This is a genomic window from Endozoicomonas gorgoniicola (genome assembly GCF_025562715.2).
GTDB classification, from domain to species: Bacteria; Pseudomonadota; Gammaproteobacteria; order Pseudomonadales; family Endozoicomonadaceae; genus Endozoicomonas_A; species Endozoicomonas_A gorgoniicola.
In genome coordinates, this window is the sequence record NZ_JAPFCC010000001.1 from 533,751 (window position 1) to 556,752 (window position 23,002).

Genomic DNA, 23,002 nt, shown 5'->3' on the forward strand with positions numbered 1-23,002 from the left:
CATGAATGCTGATAGGTGATGTTATTTGATATTTATCAGGGTGTGGTGAATGTTGCAGGAAGTGATTCTGTCATTTTCATCGGGGAGTCAACGCTGACGGCCAGTGAACAGAGCGGACTTCTGGTGCTGGCAGGGTTGCCGCAGGCTAAGATTGAGTGAGAGGTACGGCTGGTGCAAAGGGGATTAGCTGCCATTTATCCATGAAGCCAAGGGGTTTGTAATACTTTCTGAAGTATTGTGGAAAAAAGCAGATGAAGTCCTGACGGTTGCTAAACCACGCTTCTCCCATGTTTGCATCGAACAGGCAGGCATCTCCAGCCTGGTCACTGGACCGGCCAAGCCAGACACAAATTGTATGTGACCTATAACCGGTATCAAAAGTTATGATGGCATAGCAGTTACTCAACCCGATTAATGCACTGGTTATATGAGTCTCAATATCGGGTTGATACTCCTTGTGGAAAATCTCCCTTTTTTTTCTATAGGCTCTTTTTTCCAGTATCTCTGCTTCCGGGTACGATAGAATGGTTTGTTCACGGCTGCTGTAAAGAGGGAAAATGCCGTGCATTTCAAAAAACAGCTCTAACTTGGAGCTATCATAGTGCGGATGGTTAAAAAAATTATTTAAACGTGCCATCTCTTTGGCAAGTAATGTATTCAAATATTCCTTTTTTGGGGGGCCGATGTAATTGGCCAGGCTGTCATTCTGCGAATGATATCTTATCCAGTTAGCGCACAGTGCTACACAAACTCCAGTTGGTCGCCCCCCCAGAGAGGCAAAATCTGCGTGTGAAAACTGCCACACACGGTGGCCATTATGTTGTCTGATCAGGTAGTTTAAGTTTGACTCCATTGTCTATACACCTCGAATACAGATTGGCCCTGTACCAGCCAAACAAATCGGCCTTTCCCATATCGGGCAAATGAAGCAAATGATGGTACTTCATAGACACAAGCTCACACTGTCAGCCACTCACGTCAAGATAGTAGAGCGGTGACGTTTATACCAGTCAGGGCTGTCATCATCTAACTCTTTAAAAACTCTACAGAAGGCGCAAAGAAAGCACAGCCCGTCACTGCGGTAGTGAACAGAGCGGACTTCTGGTGCTGGCAGGGTTGCCGCAGGCTAAGATTGAGTGAGAGGTAAGGCTGGTGCAAAGGGGATTACCTGCCATCTATCCATGTAGCCAAGGGGTTTGTAATACTTTCTGAAGTATTGTGGAAAAAAGCAGATGAAGTCCTGACGGTTGTTAAACCACGCTTCTCCCGCGTTTGGATCGAACAGGCAGGCATCTCCACCCTGGTCACGGTACCAGCCAAGCCAGACACAAATGGTATGTGCATTAAAGCCGGCCCAAAAAGTTATGATGGCATAGCAGTTACCCAACCCGATTAATGCACTGGTTATATGAGCCTCAATATCGGGTTGATACTCCTTGTGGTAAATCTCCCTTTTTTTGCTATAGGCTATATTTTCCAGTATCTCTTCTTCTGGGTACGATAGAAGGGTTGATTCACGGCTGCTGTAAAGAGGGAAAATGCCGTGCATTTCAAAAAACAGCTTTAACCAGTAGCTATCATAGCCCCTATGGTTAATAAAATTATTTAAACGTGCCATCTCTTTGGCAAGTAATGTATTCAAATATTCCTTTTTTTCGGGGTCGATGTAATTGGCCAGGCTGTCATTATGCGAATGATATCTTATCCAGTTAGCGCACAGTGCTACACAAACTCCAGCTGGTTCCCCCCCCAGAGAGGAAAAATCTTTTTGTGAAAACCGCCACACACGGTGACCATTATATTCTCTGATCAGGTAGTTTAAGTTTGACTCCATTGTCTATACACCTCGAATACAGATTGACCCTGTACCAGCCAAACAAATCGGCCTTTCCCATATCGGGCAAATGAAGCAAATGATGGTACTTCATAGACACAAGCTCACACTGTCAGCCACCCACGTCAAGATAGTAGAGCGGTGACGTTTATACCAGTCAGGGCTGTTATCATCTAACTCTTTAAAAACTCTACAGAAGGCGCAAAGAAGGCACAGCCTGTCACTGCGGTAGTGAACAGAGCGGATTTCTGGTGCTGGCAGGGTTGCCGCAGGCTAAGATTGAGTTAGAGGTAAGGCTGGTGCTAAGGGGATTACCTGCCATTTATCGATTAAGCCATCAGGTTTGTAACACTTTCTGAAGTATTCTGGAAAAAAGCAGATGAAGTCCTGACGGTTGCTAAACCACGCTTCTCCCAAGTTTGGATCGAACATGCAGGCATCTCCACCCTGGTCACGGTACCAGCCAAGCCAGACACAAATGGTATGTCCATTATAACCGGCATAAAAAGTTATGATGGCATAGCAGTTACCCAACCCGATTAATGCACTGGTTATCTGAGTCTCAATATCGGGTTGATACTCCTCGTGGAGAATCTCCCTTTTTTTTCTATAGGCTATTTTTTCCAGTATCTCTTCTTCTGGGTACGATAGAATGGTATGTTCACGGCTGCTGTAAAGAGGGAAAATGCCGTGCATTTTAAAAAACAGCTCTAACCTGGAGTTATCATAGCGCCGACCCTGATGGTTCATAAAATTATTTAAACGTGCCATCTCTTTGGCAAGTAATGTATTCAAATATTCCTTTTTTTTGGAGCCGATGTAATTGGCCAGGCTGTCATTCTGCGAATGATATCTTATCCAGTTAGCGCACAGTGCTACACAAACTCCAGCTGGTTGCCCCCCCAGAGAGGAAAAATCTGCTTGTGAAAACTCCCACGCACGGCGACCATTATATTTTCTGATCAGGTAGTTTCTGTTTAGCGGACTAGCCCGCCCGGCGGGCACACAACCCAGAGTAACTCTTAGCTGCCAACCTCAATTCTTCGTCCTACGATAAGGAAGGAGGCATATCCGAGCCAGAGACCGAACGCACACTGGTGCTCTTGCCCGAAGTTTAGCGTGGTCGGGAGGCTGGCGACCGCATCACTGATGACGCCTGGCGATCTCGTTCAGAAGACTGCATATGATCGACAGCCCCATACCCGGATATGCCTTCGTTCAGTAGTGTAGGAACGCAGTCATGAAACACAACCCAAATCCGGCTAAAGTTCAAAAGCGGATATCTGGCCATCTAAAAACCGTGAACCTCTATGCTGCAGGCATTGATATTGGTTCAGAGTTCCACTTTGTTGCTGTCCCTAAAGAGCTCGATGAACAGTCGGTTCGGTCTTTTGCCTGCTTTACCTCTGATCTCGAAATGATGACTCAATGGCTCGTGAAAATCGGAATTACGACCGTGGTCATGGAGTCTACCGGAATCTATTGGATTCCCGCTTTCGAAATGCTTGAAGAGCACGGCCTTGACGTCAAACTGGTGAATGCTCGTCATGTTAAAAACGTCCCTGGTCGTAAAAGTGATGTGCAGGACTGTCAGTGGTTACAACAACTGCATACTCATGGCCTGCTTGAGGGAGCTTTTCGCCCTGAAGATCAGGTGTGTGCCTTGCGTGCCTATATGCGTCAGCGTGAAACCCTGATCCGTTACCGGGCGTCGCACATACAGCACATGCAGAAAGCTTTACGGCAAATGAACCTGTTGTTGGACAATGTCGTTGCGGATATCACTGGCAAAACGGGGATGGGTATCATTCTCTCCATTCTCGCGGGAGAGCGTGACCCAGAGGTACTGGCCAAACACCGGGACTCTCATTGTAAAAAATCAGAGAAAGTCATTGCTAAGTCACTGCATGGGCATTACCGGGTGGAACACCTATTTGCCTTAAAGCAGTCTGTTGAGCTTTATGATTTTTACGAAAAGCAAATTGAAGCTTGTGACAAGGCATTGGAAGACCAGTTGAACCAGTTTGATGATAAGTCCGAGAGTATCTCTCTGCCTGCAAAACGCAAATCAGCCAGCGCCCCTGCTTTTGATGTAAGAACTCACCTTTACCGGGTGACAGGGGTAGATCTGACATCGATTGAGGGAATAGAGGAAAATACCGCCCTGAAGGTAGTTTCTGAAATTGGTACAGACATGAGTCGCTGGCCGACAGTGAAGCACTTTTGTTCCTGGCTGGGACTGAGCCCGGGAAACAAGATATCAGGAGGCAAAGTGTTGAGCAGCAAGACCAAAAGAATCCCTAACCGGGCCGCTTCTGCTCTGCGTATGGCTGCACTGACTCTGGTGAGTTCGAAAAGTGCGCTGGGAGCCTATTATCGTCGAATGAGAAGTAAGCTGGGGGCACCAAAAGCGATTACAGCGACTGCACATAAACTTGCCCGGCTGATTTACAGCATGCTGAAAAACGGCTCAGAGTACGTAGATAGAGGTCAGGATTACTACGAGGAGCAATACCGTGACCGAGTCATTAAAAACATGAGAAAGCGCGCTGAAGACATGGGTTACAAACTGGTCGAAATTGAAACAGCCTCACCATCTTGACTCTATGCAAATAACTAGTCCCGAAGGAGTTACTCAGAAGCTCCATTGTCTATACACCTCGAATACAGATTGGCCCTGTACCAGCCAAACAAATCGGCCTTTCCCATATCGGGCAAATGAAGCAAATGATGGTACTTCATAGACACAAGCTCACACTGTCAGCCACCCACGTCAAGATAGTAGAGCGGTGACGTTTATATACCAAAACTCATTTGAAACATAAGGTTTATGATTGCCCCTATCGTCATCCCCGCGAAGGCGGGGATCCACTGTTCGTGGTAGATTCCCGCTTTCGCGGGAATGACGGCAAAACGACAATTATAAACCCACTGGTTTCAAGTGGGGTTTGGTTTATCAGTCAGGGCTGTCATCATCTAACTCTTTAAAAACTCTACAGAAGGCGCAAAGAAGGCACAGCCTGTCACTGCGGTAGAGAAGTTCATCAGGTGGTCATAGTGTCCGGCCTCGTCGGCTTTCATCATGGCTTCAAGCATCAGCTCAAAGTGCAGCGGGGTACGGCAGTAGGAAGCAAAGAGCAGTCCGGCTTCCTTGCTGTTGCCGTATGGCATGCTGTGACGCAGGATTTCCATGCCTTTGCCGTCTGCGTCTTTTATGTTGGCGCGTTTTACGTGGGCGGTCGGTGCTTTTTCTTCGCGATTGAACTCAATATTGTCTGCTTTGGTACGACCGATGATTTTTTCCTGCTCTGGAACAGGCTGCTCGTTCCACTGATGCAGGTGGTGGATGTAGCGCTGTGTATGAATATAACTGCCTGCGGCAAAGTCTGAGTCTTCTTCACCCACCAGGGCAACACTGGCACGACTGTCGCCAGTCGGGTTTTCTGTACCGTCGACAAATCCGGTCAGGTCTCTGGAATCCAGATAACGGAAACCGGACACTTCTTCTTCAACCGAGATGCTCTTGCCAAACTGCTCAAGGATGTCATGCATCAGCTGGAACACAACATCACGGCGATTGGCGCGGATGTGTAGCAGAATGTCTCCTGCTGTGGCGGGTGCCAGGCGTTCTTCATCTTCTATTTCAGGGAACGGGCGCAGGGATTTCGGGCGGGACTGAGGGTAGAGTAAGTCCCAGGCGCTGCTGCCAAAGCTGACGGTGGATGACAGGCGGGCATCCGGGTACTGTTCAGCCAGTTTAGTTGTCATTTCAGGAATGATGGCACTGGTCTGTCGGATGCGGTCCAGACTGGCAGGGTCTTTGTTCATCAGCAAAGTAAGAAACAATGCATCGGTATTGGCTTCCGGAGTAATGCCTGACTGAGGAGTGTGCATGGGTTGTCCCTGATTCGTGTGTCCAACCGAACACTGTATGAGCTTTAGGTGTTAATAACCATGCTGAGGGTCAATAAAATAAACCTTCAGGTAAGGCGTTTACGTACTTTTTCGACAGTACGTCTGGGCAGGGTGCAACCTGATCAGCTGATCGTTACAATAGCGCTCTTTCTGCATGCCGGGTGCATTCACTGAGTACGGAAATCACGGCTTATGGTTTGCCGGTCGCTGGTTTATTTTGGTAATGGAGCCGGGCAGTAATTTTGAGGATAGTCTGTGTCAGAGCATATTGAAGTACAACATGAACTCGATACCTGTGGTCTGCTGTGTCCGGAACCGGTCATGATGTTGCATAATAAGGTTCGGGACATGATAGCCGGTGAAGTGGTGAAGGTGATCGCTACGGACCCGTCTACCCAGCGCGATATTCCAAAGTTCTGTAATTTTCTGGATCATGAGTTGCTGCACAGTGAAGAAGCCAACAAGCAGTACATCTATATGATTCGCAAAGCAGCGGAATAAATACCATTGCAGCGTAATGGGGGCTTGCCAGTGGTAGTTCCCCCCCTCTTTCATCCATTTGCGCTTTTCAAAACCCACCTGTAACCGCCAATGCCTTCCTGATTGCCAGTCATTATTATTTCTAAAATTTAGATAGATTGGGGCGAATAATTCGTCTTTTAAATCGTAAAAATCGACGATAAATTAATGGGTAAGGTAATAAAAAATACAACACTGCTTACAGGAGCACACCATGAAAACCATCCTGAAAATCACTTCAAGCCTGTTTGGTCAGGAGGGTCAGTCCTCAAAGCTGACGCAGACATTTATTGAGCGACTGCAGCAGAGACAGCCGGACTCTGAAATCATTCATCGGGATCTTGCGGCAAAGCCTGTGCCACACCTTGATGCAGACAGTTTTCAGGGGTTTGTAGTACAACCTGATGAGCGTACCGATAGCCAGAAGCGTGCGGCAGAGTTGTCTGATGGTCTGATTGATGAGCTGCAACGCGCCGATATTCTGGTGCTGGGTCTGCCTATGTATAACTTTGGTATCCCTTCGACCCTGAAAGCTTACTTCGATTATGTTGCCCGGGCAGGTATTACTTTCAAATACACGGACAAGGGCGCTGTTGGTTTACTGCAGGGTAAAAAGGCTTATGTGCTGACGACCCGTGGGGGGCTCTATAAAGGCACTTCAAAAGACACGGAAACCCATTATGTCACCGACTTTCTGTCTTTTCTGGGCATAGACGATATTCAGTTTGTTTATGCTGAGGGGCTGGCAATGGGCGACGATGCTCGTGAAAAAGCCCTGCAAGACGCAGCACAAAGCATTGATCGACTGGTGGTTTAAATGAATGGGTGGTTTAAATGAATGGGTGGTTTAAATGAATAGCACAAGAAGCGTTATTCATAGTGTCGACGCAGTACCTGCTTCCGATGGGGCAGGGGTGCAGTTGAAGCGGATTATGAGTCAGCCGCCGCACCAGCTGATGGACCCGTTTCTTATGCTGGATGAGTTAAAAGCGGATCATAAAGAGGCTCTCGGAGGAGGCTTTCCTCCCCATCCCCACAGAGGGATAGAGACGATTTCCTGCATGCTGGTCGGTGGTTTCCGGCATGAGGATCATATGGGGAATCGTCGCGAGGTAGGAAATGGAGGCATACAGTGGATGAAATCGGGTCGTGGCGTGATTCACTCAGAAATGCCGTTACCTGAGCAGGATCGTCTGCACGGTTTCCAGGTCTGGTTGAATATGCCCCGCCGGGCAAAGATGGATGATCCGCAATACCTGGATATTGATCGTGAAGCAATCCCTGAGTGGCCACTGCCTGAAGGCAAGTGTCGTGTACTGGTGGGTTCACTAAAGAACAATGACATTCAGGTGCAGGCACCGGTGGTTCGGCAGGAAACTCAGGCGCTGATGCTTGATGTTCAGATGGAAGCCGGTGACCGGGTGGTACTGCCTGTTACGCTAAGCAAAGCCATGATTTACGTTTATCAGGGGGTAGTAAATGTTGCAGGCAGTGATTCGGTTATTTCCGTAGGGCAGTCAACGCTTGCGGTGCTAAGTGAGTCGGGAGATCTTGAACTGACCGCCAGTGAACAGAGTGGATTTTTGGTGCTGGCAGGAGAGCCGTTGAATGAACCCGTGGTTCAGTCCGGGCCTTTTGTCATGAATACTCGCGAAGAAATTGAGCAGGCGTTTCAGGAGTACAGAGCAGGAGAGTTGATTGCCAAATAGTTATGCAAGTTTTCAGATCAGACTGGTGCAAAAGGGAGTACATACCAGCCATGGCTGTAGCCTTTAGGCTTGTAAAATGTGTTGAAGAAATCTGGAAAAAAACGGATAAAATCCTGACGGTCGCTAAACCATATTTCTCCCAGGTTTGTATCAAACAGATTGGCATCCCCAACCTTGCCATAGGCTGTGCCGAGCCAAATACAGATCGTATGCGCATACTGAGCTGACTGAAATAATATGACGGCATAGCAGTTACTCAATCCGGTTAATGAATGGGTGATCCGAGCCTCAATATGCGGGTCATATCTTTTGTAATAGGTCTCCCTTTTTTTTCTATAGCCCACTCTTTCCAGCACTTCTTCTTCCGGAAAGGATAAAACCGTCCGTTCATGGCTACTGTAAAGAGGCATAAGTCCATGCATTTGAAAAAACAGCTTCAACTCGGGTTCATGAAAGCCCTGTGGGTTAAAAAAACAATTTAAACGTGCCATATACCTGGCAAGCTGTTCATTCAGATAGGGCTTTTTTTCAGAATCGATGTAGTTGACCAGACTATCATTTTGCGAGTGATACCTTATCCAGCTGGCACACAGTGCTGTACAAAGCCCATTCGTTGAACCACCCAGTGAGGCAAATTCGCGATGTGAGAACTTCCATACACGGTGACCATTATAGTGTTTGATCAGCTCTTCTAATTTCATCACATATACTACTTCGGACGCATGTTATCCTGATGCCAGCATAGCAAAGCGGTCTTGCTGAAATAATTTATTCGTCCACCAGTTTGGTAAACGCCGAAATGGCATCGGGATCACCTTTTTTAATTTTATTGGCAATAATATGGTGAAAGAAATAGCGGAAGTTTTCATGATCCTGAGCAGGATACAGGCACTCATCACCTGCCAGAATAGGGGTTGTATCAACTTCTTCTTCGTTGGCTACCATCGCCAGTATCCGGCCATCATTAAACAGTCGCCAGCTGGTGACATGAACCAGAACAACTGTCTTGAAACTGTCTTCTGATAAAATCGCGTGGGTACCAATGTTGTCGTTTATTTCCTGAAGGGCGAGTTCCGGGTCTTCGCTGTCGATGTGATAAAAGCTGGCAGCACTTTCCAGTTCCGCTACCTTGTGTTCAGGCGGCTCGAAATAGGCAAGCTCGTGAAAACTGTCGTAATAGCCTTCCCAGTGGCCATTCAGCGGGTCGTTCAGTTCTCTGGCAGGCACCAGCCGGTTCAGCCAGGGAACCATGGCATCAACATTGCCGTCTTTGCTGAGCGCCCAGCATAAAATTTTCATACTGAACAATTTGCCGGGGTTGGCATCGTTGCTGTACAGCATTTCCATGCCGTCCATTTCCGGTGCCAGTCGTATTATTTTGCTGGATTCGTTTTCATCAAGTGGCTTGCGGGTAAAAAGATCAATGACATTGGTATTCTCTACTGGCTTGTTATCCATAAATGCCCTGTCTCCTGAAACCTGCCTGGCGAAAAAGGTAAGCTGCTCACAGGAAAGAGTATCGGCATACAACAGGGTAAGTTAACGCGCGGTCGGCATGAGGTTGCACTCACCCAGTACAGACTGCCAGGCCGAGGTATGGCGCTTTACTGACTGGTCAAGTCGGTACCAGATGCCTACCGGAGACTGGTCAGAAGTGATCTGTTGCAGATAAGCTCGCATAGGCTCAGAGGGCGGAGGCGGTAGTTGCTGAAGCAGCTGCTTCATGGCAGATCGCCACGCACTGCCTTCCCGGTCGATACGGCTCAGATAAGCTTGTACCTGGCTGGCGTAGAGCAGGTGGAATACATTCCGCAAACGTTCTGCGGTGGGCATCAGGCGACCATTGGGACACAGGGGGCGTTGTTTAAGGCGGGTTTCCAGTAGATAAGCCACTGCACTCAGCGTGTCAGTCAGTTGTATGACCGACCGAATCAGCTGCCCACTGTAGTGTGAGGCAACCAGCTGTTGCAGGTGTTGTTCCAATTCAGCTTTTTTGTAAGGCGCTGAAAGGGTCTGGTCAGGCAGATAGTGGTTCAGGTACAGCAGAGTGTTCAGCGTTCCGGCCTGACCGGTTTGTTCATCCGGCAATGATTCAGGGCTAAGAGTCAGCTGCTTTGCCAGTTCTACATGACCAAACAGGGCGTTCCAGCGAATGGCCGGGAGCTGCTCCTGTTTACGCAGTGTGATGCTTTGCAGTTCCGGCAGAATCGTTGAATCAGGTTCAGCTTCCTGCAGGTATTGAATACAGGCAGTCAGTTCGTTGAGTAGCTCTTTTTCATAATTCAGGCGCTGGGATGGCAGCATCTGTCGGCCCAGGCTGCTGTTGCGGTAAGCCACCACCTTGCTCAGTCTAGGGCATTCAAGTAAATCCAGGGCAGCCAGAACCTTCATACGAATATCGGGAATGTCGTAAATGCGTTCTTTCAGGGGGGGCAGCGCCGGGTCATGAGCCGTTTTGTGAGGGGCGGGGTCTATTTCGGTGACACGGCTGATTCGTTTCAGGTAGTCATCCAGTAAATCATCCATTGGATTGCCAGGCTGGCAGCCTGAAAGAAGAAGCAGTAACAGCGGTAGCAGGAAGCGGATCATGTTCAGAAATTCGACCAGAGGATGAATTTATCCTACAACATGTTCTCAATATCCACTATTAGCTTGTGGCTGTTTTATAGTCATCGCTTCTGGGTAGTGGCTTTCCAGATAATAAATAGGACGTTAGTATCGCTTTCTTTACTGAGGGTGATCCTGCTGTTATGAAATCTGATGTTGTAAAACCGGCTGCCTTAAAAATCGTGGCCGACGAAAACATTCCACTGGTACGGGAATGCTTTGCAGAGCTGGGTAATGTGGTGACTTTACCGGGGCGCAGTCTTTCTGCAGATGATCTGGTCGATGCAGATGTGCTGGTGGTTCGTTCTGTCACCCGGGTGAATAAAGAACTGGTACAGAACAGTTCCCTGAAATTTGTCGGAACCTGTACGGCAGGCTTTGACCATGTTGATCGGCCAGCCCTGAAAGCGCAGGGCATTGAGTTTTCCAGTGCGCCTGGCTGCAATGCCCGTTCGGTCGTGGAGTATGTGTTGTGCGCACTGGATATACTGGCGGAGCGGGACGGTTACTGCATAACCAATCGTACGGTTGGCATTGTTGGCAAGGGGCAGGTGGGAGGTCGTCTCTACCGGGCTTTGCAGGCGCTGGGCGTAACGGTTATGGCAAACGACCCTCTGCTGGAACCTGAAACAGGGGTTGAGCTGGTGGAGCTGGATGAATTGCTTGAACGTTGCGATGTCATTGCCCTGCATACACCGCTGACCACCTCGGGCGATTACCCGACTTACCATTTGATGGGTGAGCAACAGTTGCTGGCTATGAAGCACGGCAGTGTATTGATTAATGCCGGGCGGGGGGCTGTGGTAGACAACCAGGCATTGCTGAATGTTCTGAAGACCCGGGATGATCTCAGCGTGGTGCTGGATGTCTGGGAACATGAGCCGGAAGTTGATCCTGAGTTACTGGAGCTGGTGGATATCGCCACGCCCCATATTGCTGGTTATAGTCTGGATGGCAAAATCACAGGAACCGTTATGGTCTACCAGGCGCTGTGTCGTTTTCTGGGTTTGCCTGCCCGAACCTCACAGCAGGACCTTACGCCGTTGCCGTCGCTTATGAAACTGGAATTTACCAATACCGTCGATGCTAACCAGGCCACCTCGGTCGCTATGCGTGCCACCTATGACATTCGCCGTGATGATGCCCTGATGCGTCGTCTGCTGAAAATGGAGCCGGAAGCGCGCAGTCTGGCTTTTGACTTTATGCGTAAAAATTATTCAGAGCGTCGGGAGTTCAGCACCTTGAATATTGATGCCAGCCATGCCAGTCAGGCGGTACAGCAACGTTTGCAGGCAATGGGTTTTTATCGAAACTAGCGGAAAACCCCGTACTTTTAGTGCGGGGATGGATAGCGAGCAGTCTGGAAGACTGCTTATAGAAGATACTTGAAGATTTTACATTTTTTGATATAAACTTGTAAGCATGAATAAACGAGCTTTCAAATACAGATTTTACCCAACGCCTGAGCAGGAAACCTTGCTTGCTCAGACGTTTGGCTGTATTCGGTTCGTTTACAACCATATCCTTCGCTGGCGTACTGATGAGTACTACAACAATGGTTGTAGTATTAATTACAATGCCGCCTCGAAGCAGCTTACAGAGCTGAAAAAGAACCCTGAGTACCAGTGGTTGAAAGATGTTTCTTCTGTACCTGTTCAGCAAGCACTACGACACCAGCAAACCGCCTTCAAAAACTTCTGGGAAGGTCGGGCGAAATACCCCACTTTCAAAAAGAGACACGCAAAGCAGAGTGCTACTTTTGCCGCTTCTGCTTTCAAGTACAAAGAAGGTCAGCTATTCATAGCTAAAAGCAAAGAGCCTTTGAATATCCGCTGGAGCAGAGAGCTATCGTCAGAGCCTACCAGCATAACCATCAGCAAAGACAGAGCTGGACGCTACTTTGTATCCATGCTGTGCGAGTTTGAAGCTAAACCAATGCCTATTTCTAACAAGACAGTGGGCATTGATTTAGGCTTAAATGATCTGTTCGTCACTTCAGACGGCCAAAAATCCGGTAATCCAAGACACACCAAGCGCTACGAGCAAAAGCTCGCCTACCTTCAGCGTAAGCTGGTGAAAAAGCAGAAAAGCAGTAACAACCGAGCTAAAGCAAAGCTCAAGGTTGCCCGCCTTCATGCGAAAATAGCTGATTGCCGGATGGATGCTACTCATAAAGCATCCCGCAAACTAATTAACGAGAACCAAGTTGTTTGTGTAGAGTCCCTGAATGTGAAAGGCATGATCAAAAATCCAAAACTGGCAAAGCATATAGCTGATGCAAACTGGGGTGAATTTGTACGGCAGTTGCAGTACAAAGCCGAGTGGGCAGAAAGGATTGTTGTTCAGATAGACCGATTCTTTCCCAGCTCCAGGCGTTGCTCCAGTTGCGGATTCATCCATGAAAGTTTGCCGTTGTCTATCCGTGAATGGAAATGCCCGAAGTGCAATACCCTTCACGACAGGGATATTAATGCGGCAATCAATATCAAAACCGCCGGGCTGGCGGGGTTGGCCTGTGGAGCGACTGGAACGGGGGTTGCAGCCTAGCTGCAATCTAGAGAAGGCGTGTCGAAGCAGGAAGTCTGTTTGGTGACGAACAGGAATCCCCGTCCTTCAGGGCGGGGAGGATGTCAATTGATGAAAACGGGTGCTGAACATTATATTTTCATAGACAATACAGAAAATAAAAATAATGGGTCAATGTCGTGGACTATATCGTTTTTGCTATCCCGGTTTTCATACTGCTGATTGCCATTGAGATCATCGTCACAATCGTCAGAAAAAAAGATTATTACCGGTTCAGTGACGCGATTAACAGTCTGAGTGCCGGAATGATCAGTATCACATCCGGCATTCTGACCAAAATCGTCAGTGTGACGATTTATGCAGGACTGTTCAGCGTGTTTGCCCTGTGGGATATGAGTGTTGAATCCCTGTGGGTCTGGGTGTTTGGATTTCTTTTTTATGACCTCTGTTATTACTGGACTCATCGCATGGGGCATGAAATTAATGTCCTCTGGGCAGCCCATGCGGTGCATCATCAGAGCGAAGAGTACAACCTGACGACAGCCCTCCGACAAACCAGCAGCGGCTTTATTTTTGGCTGGTTGTTTTATGTGCCGATGGCGGTGGTGGGTATTCCGCCGGTGGTCTTTTTTACGGTGGGTCTTATTAATCTGTTGTACCAGTTCTGGGTTCATACCCGTCATGTGCCAAAACTGGGCTGGTTTGAATGGTTCTTTGTTACGCCCTCCAACCACCGGGTTCATCACGGCAAAAACCGACGTTATCTGGATAAAAATTATGGTGGGGTTTTTATTCTCTGGGACCGTCTCTTCGGTACCTTTGAGGAAGAGGATGAACAGTATGAACCCATTCGTTACGGCACTCTGAAACCATTACGCAGCTGGAATCCTCTATGGGCAAACTTGCAGCTGTACGTCGAACTGTGGCAAGATTGCAGGGCAACCAGAAGCTGGAAGGATAAGCTGACCCTGTGGTTTCGCAAAACCGGCTATCGTCCGTCCGATGTGGCAACCCCCATGAAAATGCCGGACATCCATGCCTATGAGAATTACAAACCCGCTGTCGCCCACTCCCTTATGTTTTATGCTGCCTTCCATTTTGCCCTGATGATCGTTGCAACTCTGGCACTGATGAGCAGTTATCACTTGATGCCCATGTGGTTTAATACGCTCTGGGTGGTTGTGTTTGCTGTGCAATTACTGGTTATTGGCTGGCTGCTGGAAAAAAGCAAAAAGCTGGTTATTCTGGAAGCGGGACGTTTTGCTGCCGTTGCAGCAGCTTTGGGCGTTACGCACTTGCAACTCGATGTGTCGGCCAGTTTGTGGTGGCTGCTGTGCGTACTGGTTGTAATTTCATTACTGGTACTGAGCAGGATTCAATATAGCGAAAGTGCTCAGGTTCATTTACAGAAACCCCGGGAAGTATAATGTCAACGCCATTGAAGTTGTCGGTTTTACGGCAAACGTTTTCGGTTCATCGCTTTGCTATTGACAACCCTGTTCCCCCAGAAGTGCTGAACAGTGAGATCTATTCAGTGATGCGAACAGATGATGAACTGTCGATAGTCTGTGAGTCTTCTCTCTCTTTGAATTCAGATCAGGCGGAGACGGACTGGTCGGCATTGAAGGTGACTGGCCCTCTGGATTTTTCACTGACTGGCATTCTGGCAGGATTGGCCACTGCACTGGCTGAAGCGGATGTCAGCCTGTTTGCCCTTTCTACGTACGACACGGATTATGTGTTAGTGAAGTCAAAGCAGTTGAGTCAGGCTTGCATGGCTCTCAATAGTGCAGGCTATATACTGGAAAACGGGTAAGCATGGATCAATCGGGAATGTCACTAAATGCCTCGTCAGTTTCACAAAGATAAAGATCATCTAGTTCAGAGTCTGCTATCTCTTCAAATATATTCCCGGAATCAGGGCCTGGAACGTTTGGAGCAATCTCTGTGGTCACTAGCCCTGATCTCTGTGTTGCCGTTGTTATAGTGGCTGAAGCACTCTCTTTAGTGACCATATAGGCACTTCCTTTCCGTGATGTGACGGTGCTTATAGATAAAGTACTACCTGAAGTTACCGTGGTTTGGGTTGTTACGCTGACAATTCCCACTGGTTCCAGATGTGTATGCGCAGTAACAAACTGGCTTGTTGATGCATCAAACTGGCTTGTTGATGGATCAGAGTGGTTTGACACCATGTGCCTGCTGAGATTGGACTCTAGGTTAAAACGACAACCACATACTTCACACTTAAGGGGGCCGTTTGTTGCATGAATTCTTTCATGCCTCCTAAGATGGGCTAATTGAGTAAAAGCAGCATCGCAATTTTCACACTTATAAGGTCGTTCACCGGTATGGCTCCGCATGTGTTGAGTCAAGGCTCCATTGTTTCTAAAAGCCTTGTTGCATTCTGTGCATGTATAAGGTCGATCATTGGTATGGGTTCGCATATGTCGGGTGAGAGCATCAGCACGAGCAAAAGGCTTTTCGCATACTCCGCAAACAAACTCCTTCTCACCCGTGTGGATTCGTATATGTCTTTTGAAAGCGGACGGGTCTGTGCAGACATGCCCACACGTATCACAGACGTAAGTTTTCGGCGCTTTCGGCGTTTTCGGCATGCCTGAAACCCCTGTGTAAGGGACAAGAATCAGAGTTAACCCTTCTACTCCATGCTTCATAATAGACGCAAATGGTAGACTGGACTGTGGCAAGTCTCTTCCAATATGAAATGGTTGTGTTTGCTGTGCAATTACTGGTTATTGGCTGGTTGCTGGAAAACGGGTAAGCATGGATCAATCGGCAATGTCACTAAATGAATCGCCAGACTCATAATCATAAAGAGCTAGTTCAGAGTCTGGTATGATCTCTTCAAATATATTCACGGAATCAGAGTTTGGAGCAATCTCTGTGGTCACTAGCCCTGATCCCTGTGTTGCCGTTGTTATAGTGGCTGAAGAAGTCTTTTTAGTGACCGTATAGGCACCTCCTTTTCGTGATGTGACGGTGCTTATAGATATAGTACTACTTGAAGTTACCGTGGTTTGGGTTGTTACGCTGACAATTCCCGCTGGTTCCAGATGTGTATGCGCAGTAACAAACTGGCTTGTTGATGCATCAGAGTGTTTTGACACTTGGTGACTGGAGAGATTGGACTCTAGGTTAAAACGACAACCACATATTTCACACTGAAGGGGGCCGGTTTCGTCATGAATTATTTCATGCCTCCTAAGATGGGCTAATTGAGTAAAATCAGCAGCGCAATCGTTACACTTATAGGGTCGTTCACCGGTATGGATCCGCTTGTGTATAGCCAAGGTTGTCGTGTTTTTAAAAGCCTTGTTGCATACATCGCATGGATAAGGTCGTTCACCGGTATGGATTCGTGTATGTCGGGTGAGACTATCAGCACGAGGAAAACGCATGCCGCATACTTCGCAAATAAAACTCCGCTCACCCGTGTGGATTAGTATATGTCTTTTGAGAGCGTATGAGCATGAGAGGACTTGCCCACACTGATCACAGACGTAAGTTTTCGGCATGCCTGAAACTCCTGTGTAAGGGACAAGAATCAGAGTTAACCCTTCTACTCCATGCTTCATAATAGACGCAAATGGTAGACTGGACTGTGGCAAGTCTCTTCCAATATGAAATGGTTGTGTTTGCTGTGCAATTACTGGTTATTGGCTGGTTGCTGGAAAACGGGTAAGCATGGATCAATCGGTAATGTTAGGTAATGTTAGGTAATGTTACTAAGTGAATCGTCAGACTCATAATCATAAAGAGCTAGTTCTGAGTCTGGTATGATCTCTTCAAATATATTCCTGGAATCAGAGCCTGGAACGTTTGGAGTAATCTCTGTGGTCACTAGCCCTGATTCCTGTGTTGCCGTTGTTATAGTGGCTGAAGAAGTCTCTTTAGTGACCGTATAGGCACCTCCTTTCCGTGATGTGACGGTGCTTATAGATATAGTACTACCTGAAGTTACCGTGGTTTGGGTTGTTACGCTGACAATTCCCACTGGTTCCAGATGTGTATGCGCAGTAACAAACTGGCTTGTTGATGCATAAGAGTGGTCTGTCACCAGGTGACTGGAGAGATTGGACTCTAGTCTAAAACGACAACCACATGCTTTACACTTATGGGGGCAGGTTGATTCATGAATTTTTTCATGAGCCCTAAGATGGGCTAATTGAGTAAAAGCAGCATCGCACTTTTCACACTCATAAGGTCGTACACCGCTATGGATCCGCCTGTGTTCAGCCAAGGCTCCCTGGTTTCTAAAAGCCTTGTTGCATACATCGCATGGAAAAGGTCGTTCATTGGTATGGGTCCGCATATGTCGGGTGAGACTATCAGCACGAGCAAAAGGCTTTTCGCATACTCCGCAAATATGAGGCTTAACACCCGTGTGGGTTAGCTGATGTTTTTTGAAAGCGGACGAGTCTGAGAGGGTTCTCCCACACGTATCACAGATGTAAGCTTTCGGCGTTTTCGGCATGCCTGAAACCCCTGTGTAAGGGACAAGAATCAGAGTTAACCCTTCTACTCCATGCTTCATAATAGACGCAAATGGTAGACTGGACTGTGGCAAGTCTCTTCCAATATGAAATGGTTGTGTTTGCTGTGCAATTACTGGTTATTGGCTGGTTGCTGGAAAACGGGTAAGCATGGATCAATCGGTAATGTCACTAAATGAATCGCCAGACTCATAATCATAAAGAGCTAGTTCAGAGTCTGGTATGATCTCTTCAAATATATTCACGGAATTAGAGTTTGGAGCAATCTCTGTGGTCACTAGCCCTGATACCTGTGTTGCGGTTGTTATAGTGGCTGAAGCAGTCTCTTTAGTGACCATATAGGCACTTCCTTTCCGTGATGTGACGGTGCTTATAGTTAAAATACTACCTGAAGTTACCGTAGTTTGGGTTGTTACGCTGACAATTCCCACTGGTTCCAGATGTGTATGCGCAGTAACAAACTGGCTTGTTGATGCATAAGAGTGGTCTGTCACCAGGTGACTGGAGAGATTGGACTCTAGGTTAAAACGACAACCACATATTTCACACTTATGGGGGCCGGCTTCTTCATGAGTTTTTTCATGCCTCCTAAGATGGGATGATTGAGTATAATTACGACCGCACTCATTACACTCATAGGGTCGTGCACCGGTATGGGTCCGCTTGTGTTGATTCAAGCCTCTATTGTCTTTAAAAGCCTTGTTGCATACATCGCATGGAAAAAGTCGTGCATCGGTATGGGTTTGTGTATGTCGGGTGAGACCATCAGAACGACGAAAACGCATGCCGCATACTCCGCATTTATAAGGCTTCTCATCCGAGTGGATTCGTCTATGTTTTGCGAGAGCGGACGAGTCTGAGCAGATTTTCCCACACGTTTCACAGGCGTAAATTTTCGGCGTTTTCGGCGTTTTCGGCATGCCTGAAACTCCTGTGTAAGTGACAAGAATCAGAGTTAACCCTTCTACTCCATGCTTCATAATAGACGCAAATAGTAGACCGGACTGTGGCAGCCAATGGAAATTCTTCTTACTGGAAAGAAGTTTAATCGTTTACTCCAAACAGGCAAGGACTTTATTGAGCGTTAAATTGCTCCCAGGCATCCAGCATGGTTTTAAAATCATCCAGTCCACACTCGGCATGGAGTTCCTGGTCGTAGAAGTCCATGTTTTCATCCACAGGTTCGTCTTCAAGGTCATCTTCTGGCAGGGCGGTTGAACGCACACTGGCATCAGTGCGTGTCAGCCTGAGATTGAACTCCAGGCCTGGCAGGCTGAATGCCCAGCGTTCACCGGACTGCAATTCGGCAATGATTTTGAACAATGGCAGCAGCCGTTCCGCCCTGGCTGCAGGTTCTGCCAGCAGCCAGTTACCCATCGCTTCGTGACCCATTGAAAAGCACGTCTCTATGCGGCCTGTCAGGTCACGACGAAATTCATACTCCATAGTTAATCCAGGACAGTTAATTCACCGTTGTTTATATGGAGTAAAATTGTACTGGTAATGCTATTGGGACCGAATAGGTAGAAAGCCTGTTTTATAAACGCTTGGGGCTAAACCAGAAGCGACGTTTGAAAGGCAAAATCCAGGAAGACCCGATTGCAGTCAGTAAGGCTTCAGGATGGTACTGGCGCAGCTGCTGTCGAACCTTTTGCTCCTGAGGTTTGTGAACATCCACCATGATCAGATGCTTACCCTGCTCAATATCGTCATGGAACTGCGCCACCTTGTAATTTTCTCTCATCGCCCCGACCAGTCCACCGCTCCATGCACCAAACAGGGTGAATATACCTGCGATAAATAACAGAACCATCGGGGGAACCGGTTCAGAGATAAAGGGCAGAATATTATGCAGCACAAACACCGTGAGCAAACCGATAGTCCCACCCAGAATCGCCCCCAGCTCGCCCGAATGAATCACGTCATTCTGCTGAAACAGGTGAGCGCTGTGAACGTGGCGATGATAAAGCCCCACTTCATCCTTGCTAAGTACATGAATATGCCAGTCAGTGACACCGTTGTTGTGCAGGTCATCACTGATCTGGCTGACGCTGTTGAGTGTGTCGGTCAGATAATAAAGACGTTTCATGCTTTCCTCCTGCGTACTGCAGGCAAGATGGACTGGAAGATTATAGAGTACTGGCGCGGATGCCATCTCTTGTTGATAATTAAATCAGCAAACGTTTAAACCGTATGAGAAGGACAGGGTGATACGTACGACACGGATTATGTGTTGGTGAGGTCGAAGCAGTTGAGTCAGGCTTGCATGGCTCTCAATAGTGCAGGCTATATACTGGAAAACGGGTAAGCATGGATCAATCGGGAATGTCACTAAATGCCTCGTCAGTTTCACAAAGATAAAGATCATCTAGTTCAGAGTCTGATATCTCTTCAAATATATTCCCGGAATCAGGGTCTGGAACGTTTGGAGCAATCTCTGTGGTCACTAGCCCTGATACCTGTGTTGCGGTTGTTATAGTGGCTGAAGCAGTCTCTTTAGTGACCATATAGGCACTTCCTTTCTGTGATGTGACGGTGCTTATAGTTAAAGTACTACCTGAAGTTACCGTGGTTTGGGTTGTTACGCTGACAATTCCCACTGGTTCCAGATGTGTATGCGCAGTAACAAACTGGCTTGTTGATGGATAAGAGTGTTCTGTCACCAGGTGACTGGAGAGATTGGACTCTAGTGTAAAACGACAACCACATACTTCACACTTATGGGGGCCGGCTTTTTCATGAATTTTTTTATGCCTATTAAGATTGGATGGGTGAGCAAAATCCTTACTGCACTCATCACACTTGTGGGGTCGTGCACCGGTATGGGTCCGCTTGTGTAGATTCAAGGATCTATTGTCTTTAAAAGCCTTGTTGCATACATCGCATAGACAAGGTCGATCATCGGTATGGGTTTTTGTATGTTGGGTGAGGTAATCAGGACGAATAAAACGCATACCGCATACTCCGCATAGATAAGGCTTCTCACCCTTGTGGGTTCGTCTATGTCTTGAGAGAGCGGACGAGTCTGAGAGGGTTCTCCCACACGCATCACAGACGTGAGTTTTCGGCGCTTTCGGCATGCCTGAAACTCCTGTGTAAGGGACAAGAATCAGAGTTAACCCTACTACTCCATGCTTCATGGTAGACGCAAATGGTAGACCGGACTGTGGCAGCCAATGGAAATTCTTCTTACTGGAAAGAAGTTTAATCGTTTACTACAAACAGGCAAGGACTTTATTGAGCGTTAAATTGCTCCCAGGCATCCAGCATGGTTTTCAATTGTTGTGCAGGTCATCACTGATCTGGCTGACGCTGTTGAGTGTGCCGGTCAGATAATAAAGACGTTTCATGCTTTCCTCCTGCGTACTGCAAGCAAGATGGACTGGAAGATTATAGAGTACTGGTGCGGATGCCATCTCTTGTTGATACTTAAATCAGCAAACGTTTAAACCGTATGAGAAGGACAGGGTGATACGTACGACACGGATTATGTGTTGGTGAGGTCGAAGCAGTTGAGTCAGGCTTGCATGGCTCTCAATAGTGCAGGCTATATACTGGAAAACGGGTAAGCATGGATCAATCGGGAATGTCACTAAATGCCTCGTCAGTTTCACAAAGATAAAGATCATCTAGTTCAGAGTCTGATATCTCTTCAAATATATTCCCGGAATCAGGGTCTGGAACGTTTGGAGCAATCTCTGTGGTCACTAGCCCTGATACCTGTGTTGCGGTTGTTATAGTGGCTGAAGCAGTCTCTTTAGTGACCATATAGGCACTTCCTTTCTGTGATGTGACGGTGCTTATAGTTAAAGTACTACCTGAAGTTACCGTGGTTTGGGTTGTTACGCTGACAATTCCCACTGGTTCCAGATGTGTATGCGCAGTAACAAACTGGCTTGTTGATGGATAAGAGTGTTCTGTCACCAGGTGACTGGAGAGATTGGACTCTAGTGTAAAACGACAACCACATACTTCACACTTATGGGGGCCGGCTTTTTCATGAATTTTTTTATGCCTATTAAGATTGGATAGGTGAGCAAAATCCTTACCGCACTCATCACACTTATAGGGTCGTGCACCGGTATGGATCCGCTTGTGTACATTCAAGTCTCTATTGTTTTTAAAAGCCTTGTTGCATGCATCGCATAGACAAGGTCGATCATCGGTATGGGTTTGTGTATGTCGGGTGAGGTAATCAGAACGAATAAAACGCATACCGCATACTCCGCATTGATAAGGCTTCTCACCCTTGTGGGTTCGTCTATGTCTTGAGAGAGAGGACGCGGATGAGTAGGTGTTCCCACACGTACCACAGACGTAACCTTCCGGCGTTTTCGGCGTTTTCGGCATGCCTGAAACTCCTGTGTAAGGGACAAGAATCAGAGTTAACCCTACTACTCCATGCTTCATGGTAGACGCAAATGGTAGACCGGACTGTGGCAGCCAATGGAAATTCTTACTGGAAAGAAGTTTAATCGTTTACTACAAACAGGCAAGGACTTTATTGAGCGTTAAATTGCTCCCGGGCATCCAGCATGGTTTTCAATTGTTGTGCAGGTCATCACTGATCTGGCTGACGCTGTTGAGTGTGTCGGTCAGATAATAAAGACGTTTCATACTTTCCTCCTGCGTACTGCAAGCAAGATGGACTGGAAGATTACAGAGTACTGGCGCGGATGCCATCTCTTGTTGATACTTAAATCAGCAAACGTTTAAACCGTATGAGAAGGACAGGGTGATGAAACAGATCAAGGTCAGCGTCGGAAAGAAAGGAGCTCATGATGAACAGGAGCAGCTCAGCAGCATTGATGCAGAACTGAAGTCAACGCTGGAGCGCCTGAAAAAGAAAGGCTTCAACCCTATGCAGATGTGCAACAAGCTTATCGAGCATGAGATGACGGCTCCCGATGGGTTACCCTGGAGCTATGACCTTGTGGTGTCTGAGTGCAAACGGTTGAAGATTTAAGACCATCTTTATGGAAGTCTGACAGACTCCCTGCCTCAGCCCCGGCTTTTTTTTAGCAGTTCCTGAAAGCGCCTCTGTTTTTCTTCAGGACTCAGTTGCACAGTGGCTTCCTGATGGTGGTTAACCAGTGGGCTATAGTCCAGTGGTGGCAGATCGTCAGAACTGCTCCCTGAATGATCTTCTGGTTTGTCCTGCTGTTCCAGCTGCAGCAGGTGAGCATCCATTACGTCCAGTGCTTCCACTAAGCCGTCGTGTTCATTTTCGGTGTCATCAAGTCGCTGTAGTTTGGCTACTATATTGTCGCGAATCTGGCGAATGCGCTCAGGGGACGTTTTGTGTTGATTTGCTTCAAGCCACTTTCTGGCAGATTCGCCATTGGTTGCCATACTCGATCCTGTTTCTAAAACTT

Annotated in this window: 27 protein-coding genes and 2 pseudogenes; 10 read left to right on the plus strand and 19 right to left on the minus strand. The window is 47.5% G+C overall.

Going from position 1 to position 23,002, the window contains the following annotated elements; all coding sequences use genetic code 11:
* The first annotated feature begins 18 nt into the window (after positions 1–18).
* Entirely contained in the window at positions 19–159 is a 141-nt protein-coding gene (locus NX722_RS02455; RefSeq protein WP_262566569.1) for a hypothetical protein, read from the plus strand.
* On the opposite strand, the gene NX722_RS02460 is transcribed toward NX722_RS02455, so the two are convergent.
* The 3 genes from NX722_RS02460 to NX722_RS02470 form a co-directional block, all read right to left on the minus strand.
* The gene (locus tag NX722_RS02460) at positions 146–853 is read right to left on the minus strand and encodes a hypothetical protein (RefSeq protein WP_262566570.1); all 708 of its coding nucleotides are present in this window, start codon (positions 851–853) and stop codon (positions 146–148) included. The genes NX722_RS02455 and NX722_RS02460 overlap by 14 nt on opposite strands.
* Positions 854–1,126: 273 nt before the next feature.
* Positions 1,127–1,834 carry a hypothetical protein gene (locus NX722_RS02465; protein WP_262566571.1) on the minus strand — a complete coding sequence of 236 codons (708 nt, stop codon included), beginning with the start codon at positions 1,832–1,834 and terminating at the stop codon, positions 1,127–1,129.
* A 273-nt stretch (positions 1,835–2,107) separates the two neighbouring features.
* Positions 2,108–2,839: a YopT-type cysteine protease domain-containing protein gene (locus tag NX722_RS02470; protein WP_262566572.1), complete on the minus strand. Its 732-nt coding sequence runs from the start codon at positions 2,837–2,839 to the stop codon at positions 2,108–2,110.
* Positions 2,840–3,074: 235 nt separating this feature from the next.
* Between NX722_RS02470 and NX722_RS02475 the strand changes: the two genes are divergently transcribed.
* Positions 3,075–4,436: an IS110 family RNA-guided transposase gene (locus NX722_RS02475; RefSeq protein ID WP_262563664.1), complete on the plus strand. Its 1,362-nt coding sequence runs from the start codon at positions 3,075–3,077 to the stop codon at positions 4,434–4,436.
* Between the two features lie 374 nt (positions 4,437–4,810).
* Here NX722_RS02475 and NX722_RS02480 read toward each other — a convergent pair whose 3' ends face one another.
* Positions 4,811–5,728 carry a Dyp-type peroxidase gene (locus NX722_RS02480; protein WP_262566573.1) on the minus strand — a complete coding sequence of 306 codons (918 nt, stop codon included), beginning with the start codon at positions 5,726–5,728 and terminating at the stop codon, positions 4,811–4,813.
* A gap of 276 nt (positions 5,729–6,004) precedes the next feature.
* Here NX722_RS02480 and tusA point away from each other — a divergent pair, with 276 nt between their 5' ends.
* The 3 genes from tusA to NX722_RS02495 all read left to right on the plus strand — a co-directional run bounded on the left by tusA (position 6,005) and on the right by NX722_RS02495 (position 7,977).
* Positions 6,005–6,250 (plus strand): sulfurtransferase TusA, encoded by a 246-nt coding sequence (gene tusA / locus NX722_RS02485; RefSeq protein ID WP_262566574.1) that lies wholly within the window; start codon positions 6,005–6,007, stop codon positions 6,248–6,250.
* A 232-nt stretch (positions 6,251–6,482) separates the two neighbouring features.
* Positions 6,483–7,085, plus strand: coding sequence for an FMN-dependent NADH-azoreductase (locus NX722_RS02490; RefSeq protein ID WP_262566575.1), 603 nt, complete (start codon positions 6,483–6,485; stop codon positions 7,083–7,085).
* Positions 7,086–7,119: 34 nt separating this feature from the next.
* Positions 7,120–7,977 (plus strand): pirin family protein, encoded by an 858-nt coding sequence (locus NX722_RS02495; RefSeq protein WP_262566576.1) that lies wholly within the window; start codon positions 7,120–7,122, stop codon positions 7,975–7,977.
* 17 nt (positions 7,978–7,994) lie between these two features.
* Here the strand turns inward: NX722_RS02495 and NX722_RS02500 are convergent, their stop codons facing one another.
* The 3 genes from NX722_RS02500 to NX722_RS02510 all read right to left on the minus strand — a co-directional run bounded on the left by NX722_RS02500 (position 7,995) and on the right by NX722_RS02510 (position 10,503).
* Positions 7,995–8,678, minus strand: a complete 684-nt coding sequence (locus tag NX722_RS02500; RefSeq protein WP_262566577.1) for a hypothetical protein — start codon at positions 8,676–8,678, stop codon at positions 7,995–7,997.
* 67 nt (positions 8,679–8,745) lie between these two features.
* The gene (locus tag NX722_RS02505) at positions 8,746–9,435 is read right to left on the minus strand and encodes a hypothetical protein (RefSeq protein ID WP_262566578.1); all 690 of its coding nucleotides are present in this window, start codon (positions 9,433–9,435) and stop codon (positions 8,746–8,748) included.
* Positions 9,436–9,516: 81 nt separating this feature from the next.
* Positions 9,517–10,503, minus strand: coding sequence for a DUF3080 domain-containing protein (locus NX722_RS02510; protein ID WP_262566579.1), 987 nt, complete (start codon positions 10,501–10,503; stop codon positions 9,517–9,519).
* A gap of 224 nt (positions 10,504–10,727) precedes the next feature.
* On the opposite strand from NX722_RS02510, the gene pdxB reads away from it, so the two are divergent.
* The 4 genes from pdxB (at position 10,728) to NX722_RS02530 (ending at position 14,926) form a co-directional block, all read left to right on the plus strand.
* Positions 10,728–11,900, plus strand: a complete 1,173-nt coding sequence (gene pdxB, locus NX722_RS02515; RefSeq protein WP_262566580.1) for a 4-phosphoerythronate dehydrogenase PdxB — start codon at positions 10,728–10,730, stop codon at positions 11,898–11,900.
* Between the two features lie 106 nt (positions 11,901–12,006).
* The gene (locus NX722_RS02520) at positions 12,007–13,131 is read left to right on the plus strand and encodes an RNA-guided endonuclease InsQ/TnpB family protein (protein WP_262565795.1); all 1,125 of its coding nucleotides are present in this window, start codon (positions 12,007–12,009) and stop codon (positions 13,129–13,131) included.
* Positions 13,132–13,289: 158 nt separating this feature from the next.
* The gene (locus NX722_RS02525; protein ID WP_262566581.1) at positions 13,290–14,537 is read left to right on the plus strand and encodes a sterol desaturase family protein; all 1,248 of its coding nucleotides are present in this window, start codon (positions 13,290–13,292) and stop codon (positions 14,535–14,537) included.
* A complete protein-coding gene (locus tag NX722_RS02530; RefSeq protein WP_262566582.1) occupies positions 14,537–14,926 on the plus strand; it encodes an ACT domain-containing protein in 390 nt (129 codons plus the stop codon). The genes NX722_RS02525 and NX722_RS02530 overlap by 1 nt, the downstream gene beginning before the upstream one ends.
* A 7-nt stretch (positions 14,927–14,933) precedes the next feature.
* On the opposite strand, the gene NX722_RS28725 is transcribed toward NX722_RS02530, so the two are convergent.
* The 11 genes and pseudogenes from NX722_RS28725 to NX722_RS28750 form a co-directional block, all read right to left on the minus strand.
* Positions 14,934–15,788: a C2H2-type zinc finger protein gene (locus NX722_RS28725; RefSeq protein WP_407647950.1), complete on the minus strand. Its 855-nt coding sequence runs from the start codon at positions 15,786–15,788 to the stop codon at positions 14,934–14,936.
* A gap of 114 nt (positions 15,789–15,902) precedes the next feature.
* A complete protein-coding gene (locus NX722_RS28730) occupies positions 15,903–16,709 on the minus strand; it encodes a C2H2-type zinc finger protein (RefSeq protein WP_407647951.1) in 807 nt (268 codons plus the stop codon).
* 137 nt (positions 16,710–16,846) lie between these two features.
* The gene (locus NX722_RS28735) at positions 16,847–17,668 is read right to left on the minus strand and encodes a C2H2-type zinc finger protein (RefSeq protein ID WP_407647952.1); all 822 of its coding nucleotides are present in this window, start codon (positions 17,666–17,668) and stop codon (positions 16,847–16,849) included.
* 114 nt (positions 17,669–17,782) lie between these two features.
* Entirely contained in the window at positions 17,783–18,607 is an 825-nt protein-coding gene (locus NX722_RS28740; RefSeq protein WP_407647953.1) for a C2H2-type zinc finger protein, read from the minus strand.
* A 94-nt stretch (positions 18,608–18,701) separates the two neighbouring features.
* Positions 18,702–19,073, minus strand: coding sequence for a YacL family protein (locus NX722_RS02535; RefSeq protein ID WP_262566583.1), 372 nt, complete (start codon positions 19,071–19,073; stop codon positions 18,702–18,704).
* 91 nt (positions 19,074–19,164) lie between these two features.
* A complete protein-coding gene (locus tag NX722_RS02540) occupies positions 19,165–19,716 on the minus strand; it encodes a hypothetical protein (RefSeq protein WP_262566584.1) in 552 nt (183 codons plus the stop codon).
* A 226-nt stretch (positions 19,717–19,942) separates the two neighbouring features.
* On the minus strand, positions 19,943–20,134 hold the full coding sequence (locus NX722_RS02545; RefSeq protein ID WP_265442328.1) for a hypothetical protein: 192 nt from the start codon (positions 20,132–20,134) through the stop codon (positions 19,943–19,945).
* A gap of 234 nt (positions 20,135–20,368) precedes the next feature.
* Positions 20,369–20,767: pseudogene (locus NX722_RS28745) on the minus strand (C2H2-type zinc finger protein); the annotation flags it as partial.
* 135 nt (positions 20,768–20,902) lie between these two features.
* Positions 20,903–21,043 (minus strand): hypothetical protein, encoded by a 141-nt coding sequence (locus NX722_RS02550; RefSeq protein ID WP_262566586.1) that lies wholly within the window; start codon positions 21,041–21,043, stop codon positions 20,903–20,905.
* Positions 21,044–21,203: 160 nt separating this feature from the next.
* Positions 21,204–21,842, minus strand: coding sequence for a C2H2-type zinc finger protein (locus NX722_RS02555; RefSeq protein WP_262566587.1), 639 nt, complete (start codon positions 21,840–21,842; stop codon positions 21,204–21,206).
* A 39-nt stretch (positions 21,843–21,881) separates the two neighbouring features.
* A pseudogene (locus tag NX722_RS28750) lies at positions 21,882–22,037 on the minus strand (hypothetical protein); the annotation flags it as partial.
* A gap of 328 nt (positions 22,038–22,365) precedes the next feature.
* Between NX722_RS28750 and NX722_RS02560 the strand changes: the two are divergent.
* On the plus strand, positions 22,366–22,593 hold the full coding sequence (locus NX722_RS02560) for a hypothetical protein (protein WP_262566588.1): 228 nt from the start codon (positions 22,366–22,368) through the stop codon (positions 22,591–22,593).
* A 35-nt stretch (positions 22,594–22,628) separates the two neighbouring features.
* On the opposite strand, the gene NX722_RS02565 is transcribed toward NX722_RS02560, so the two are convergent.
* Complete coding sequence (locus NX722_RS02565; RefSeq protein WP_262566589.1) at positions 22,629–22,979, minus strand: hypothetical protein; 351 nt, start codon at positions 22,977–22,979, stop codon at positions 22,629–22,631.
* Between the last annotated feature and the right edge of the window lie 23 nt (positions 22,980–23,002).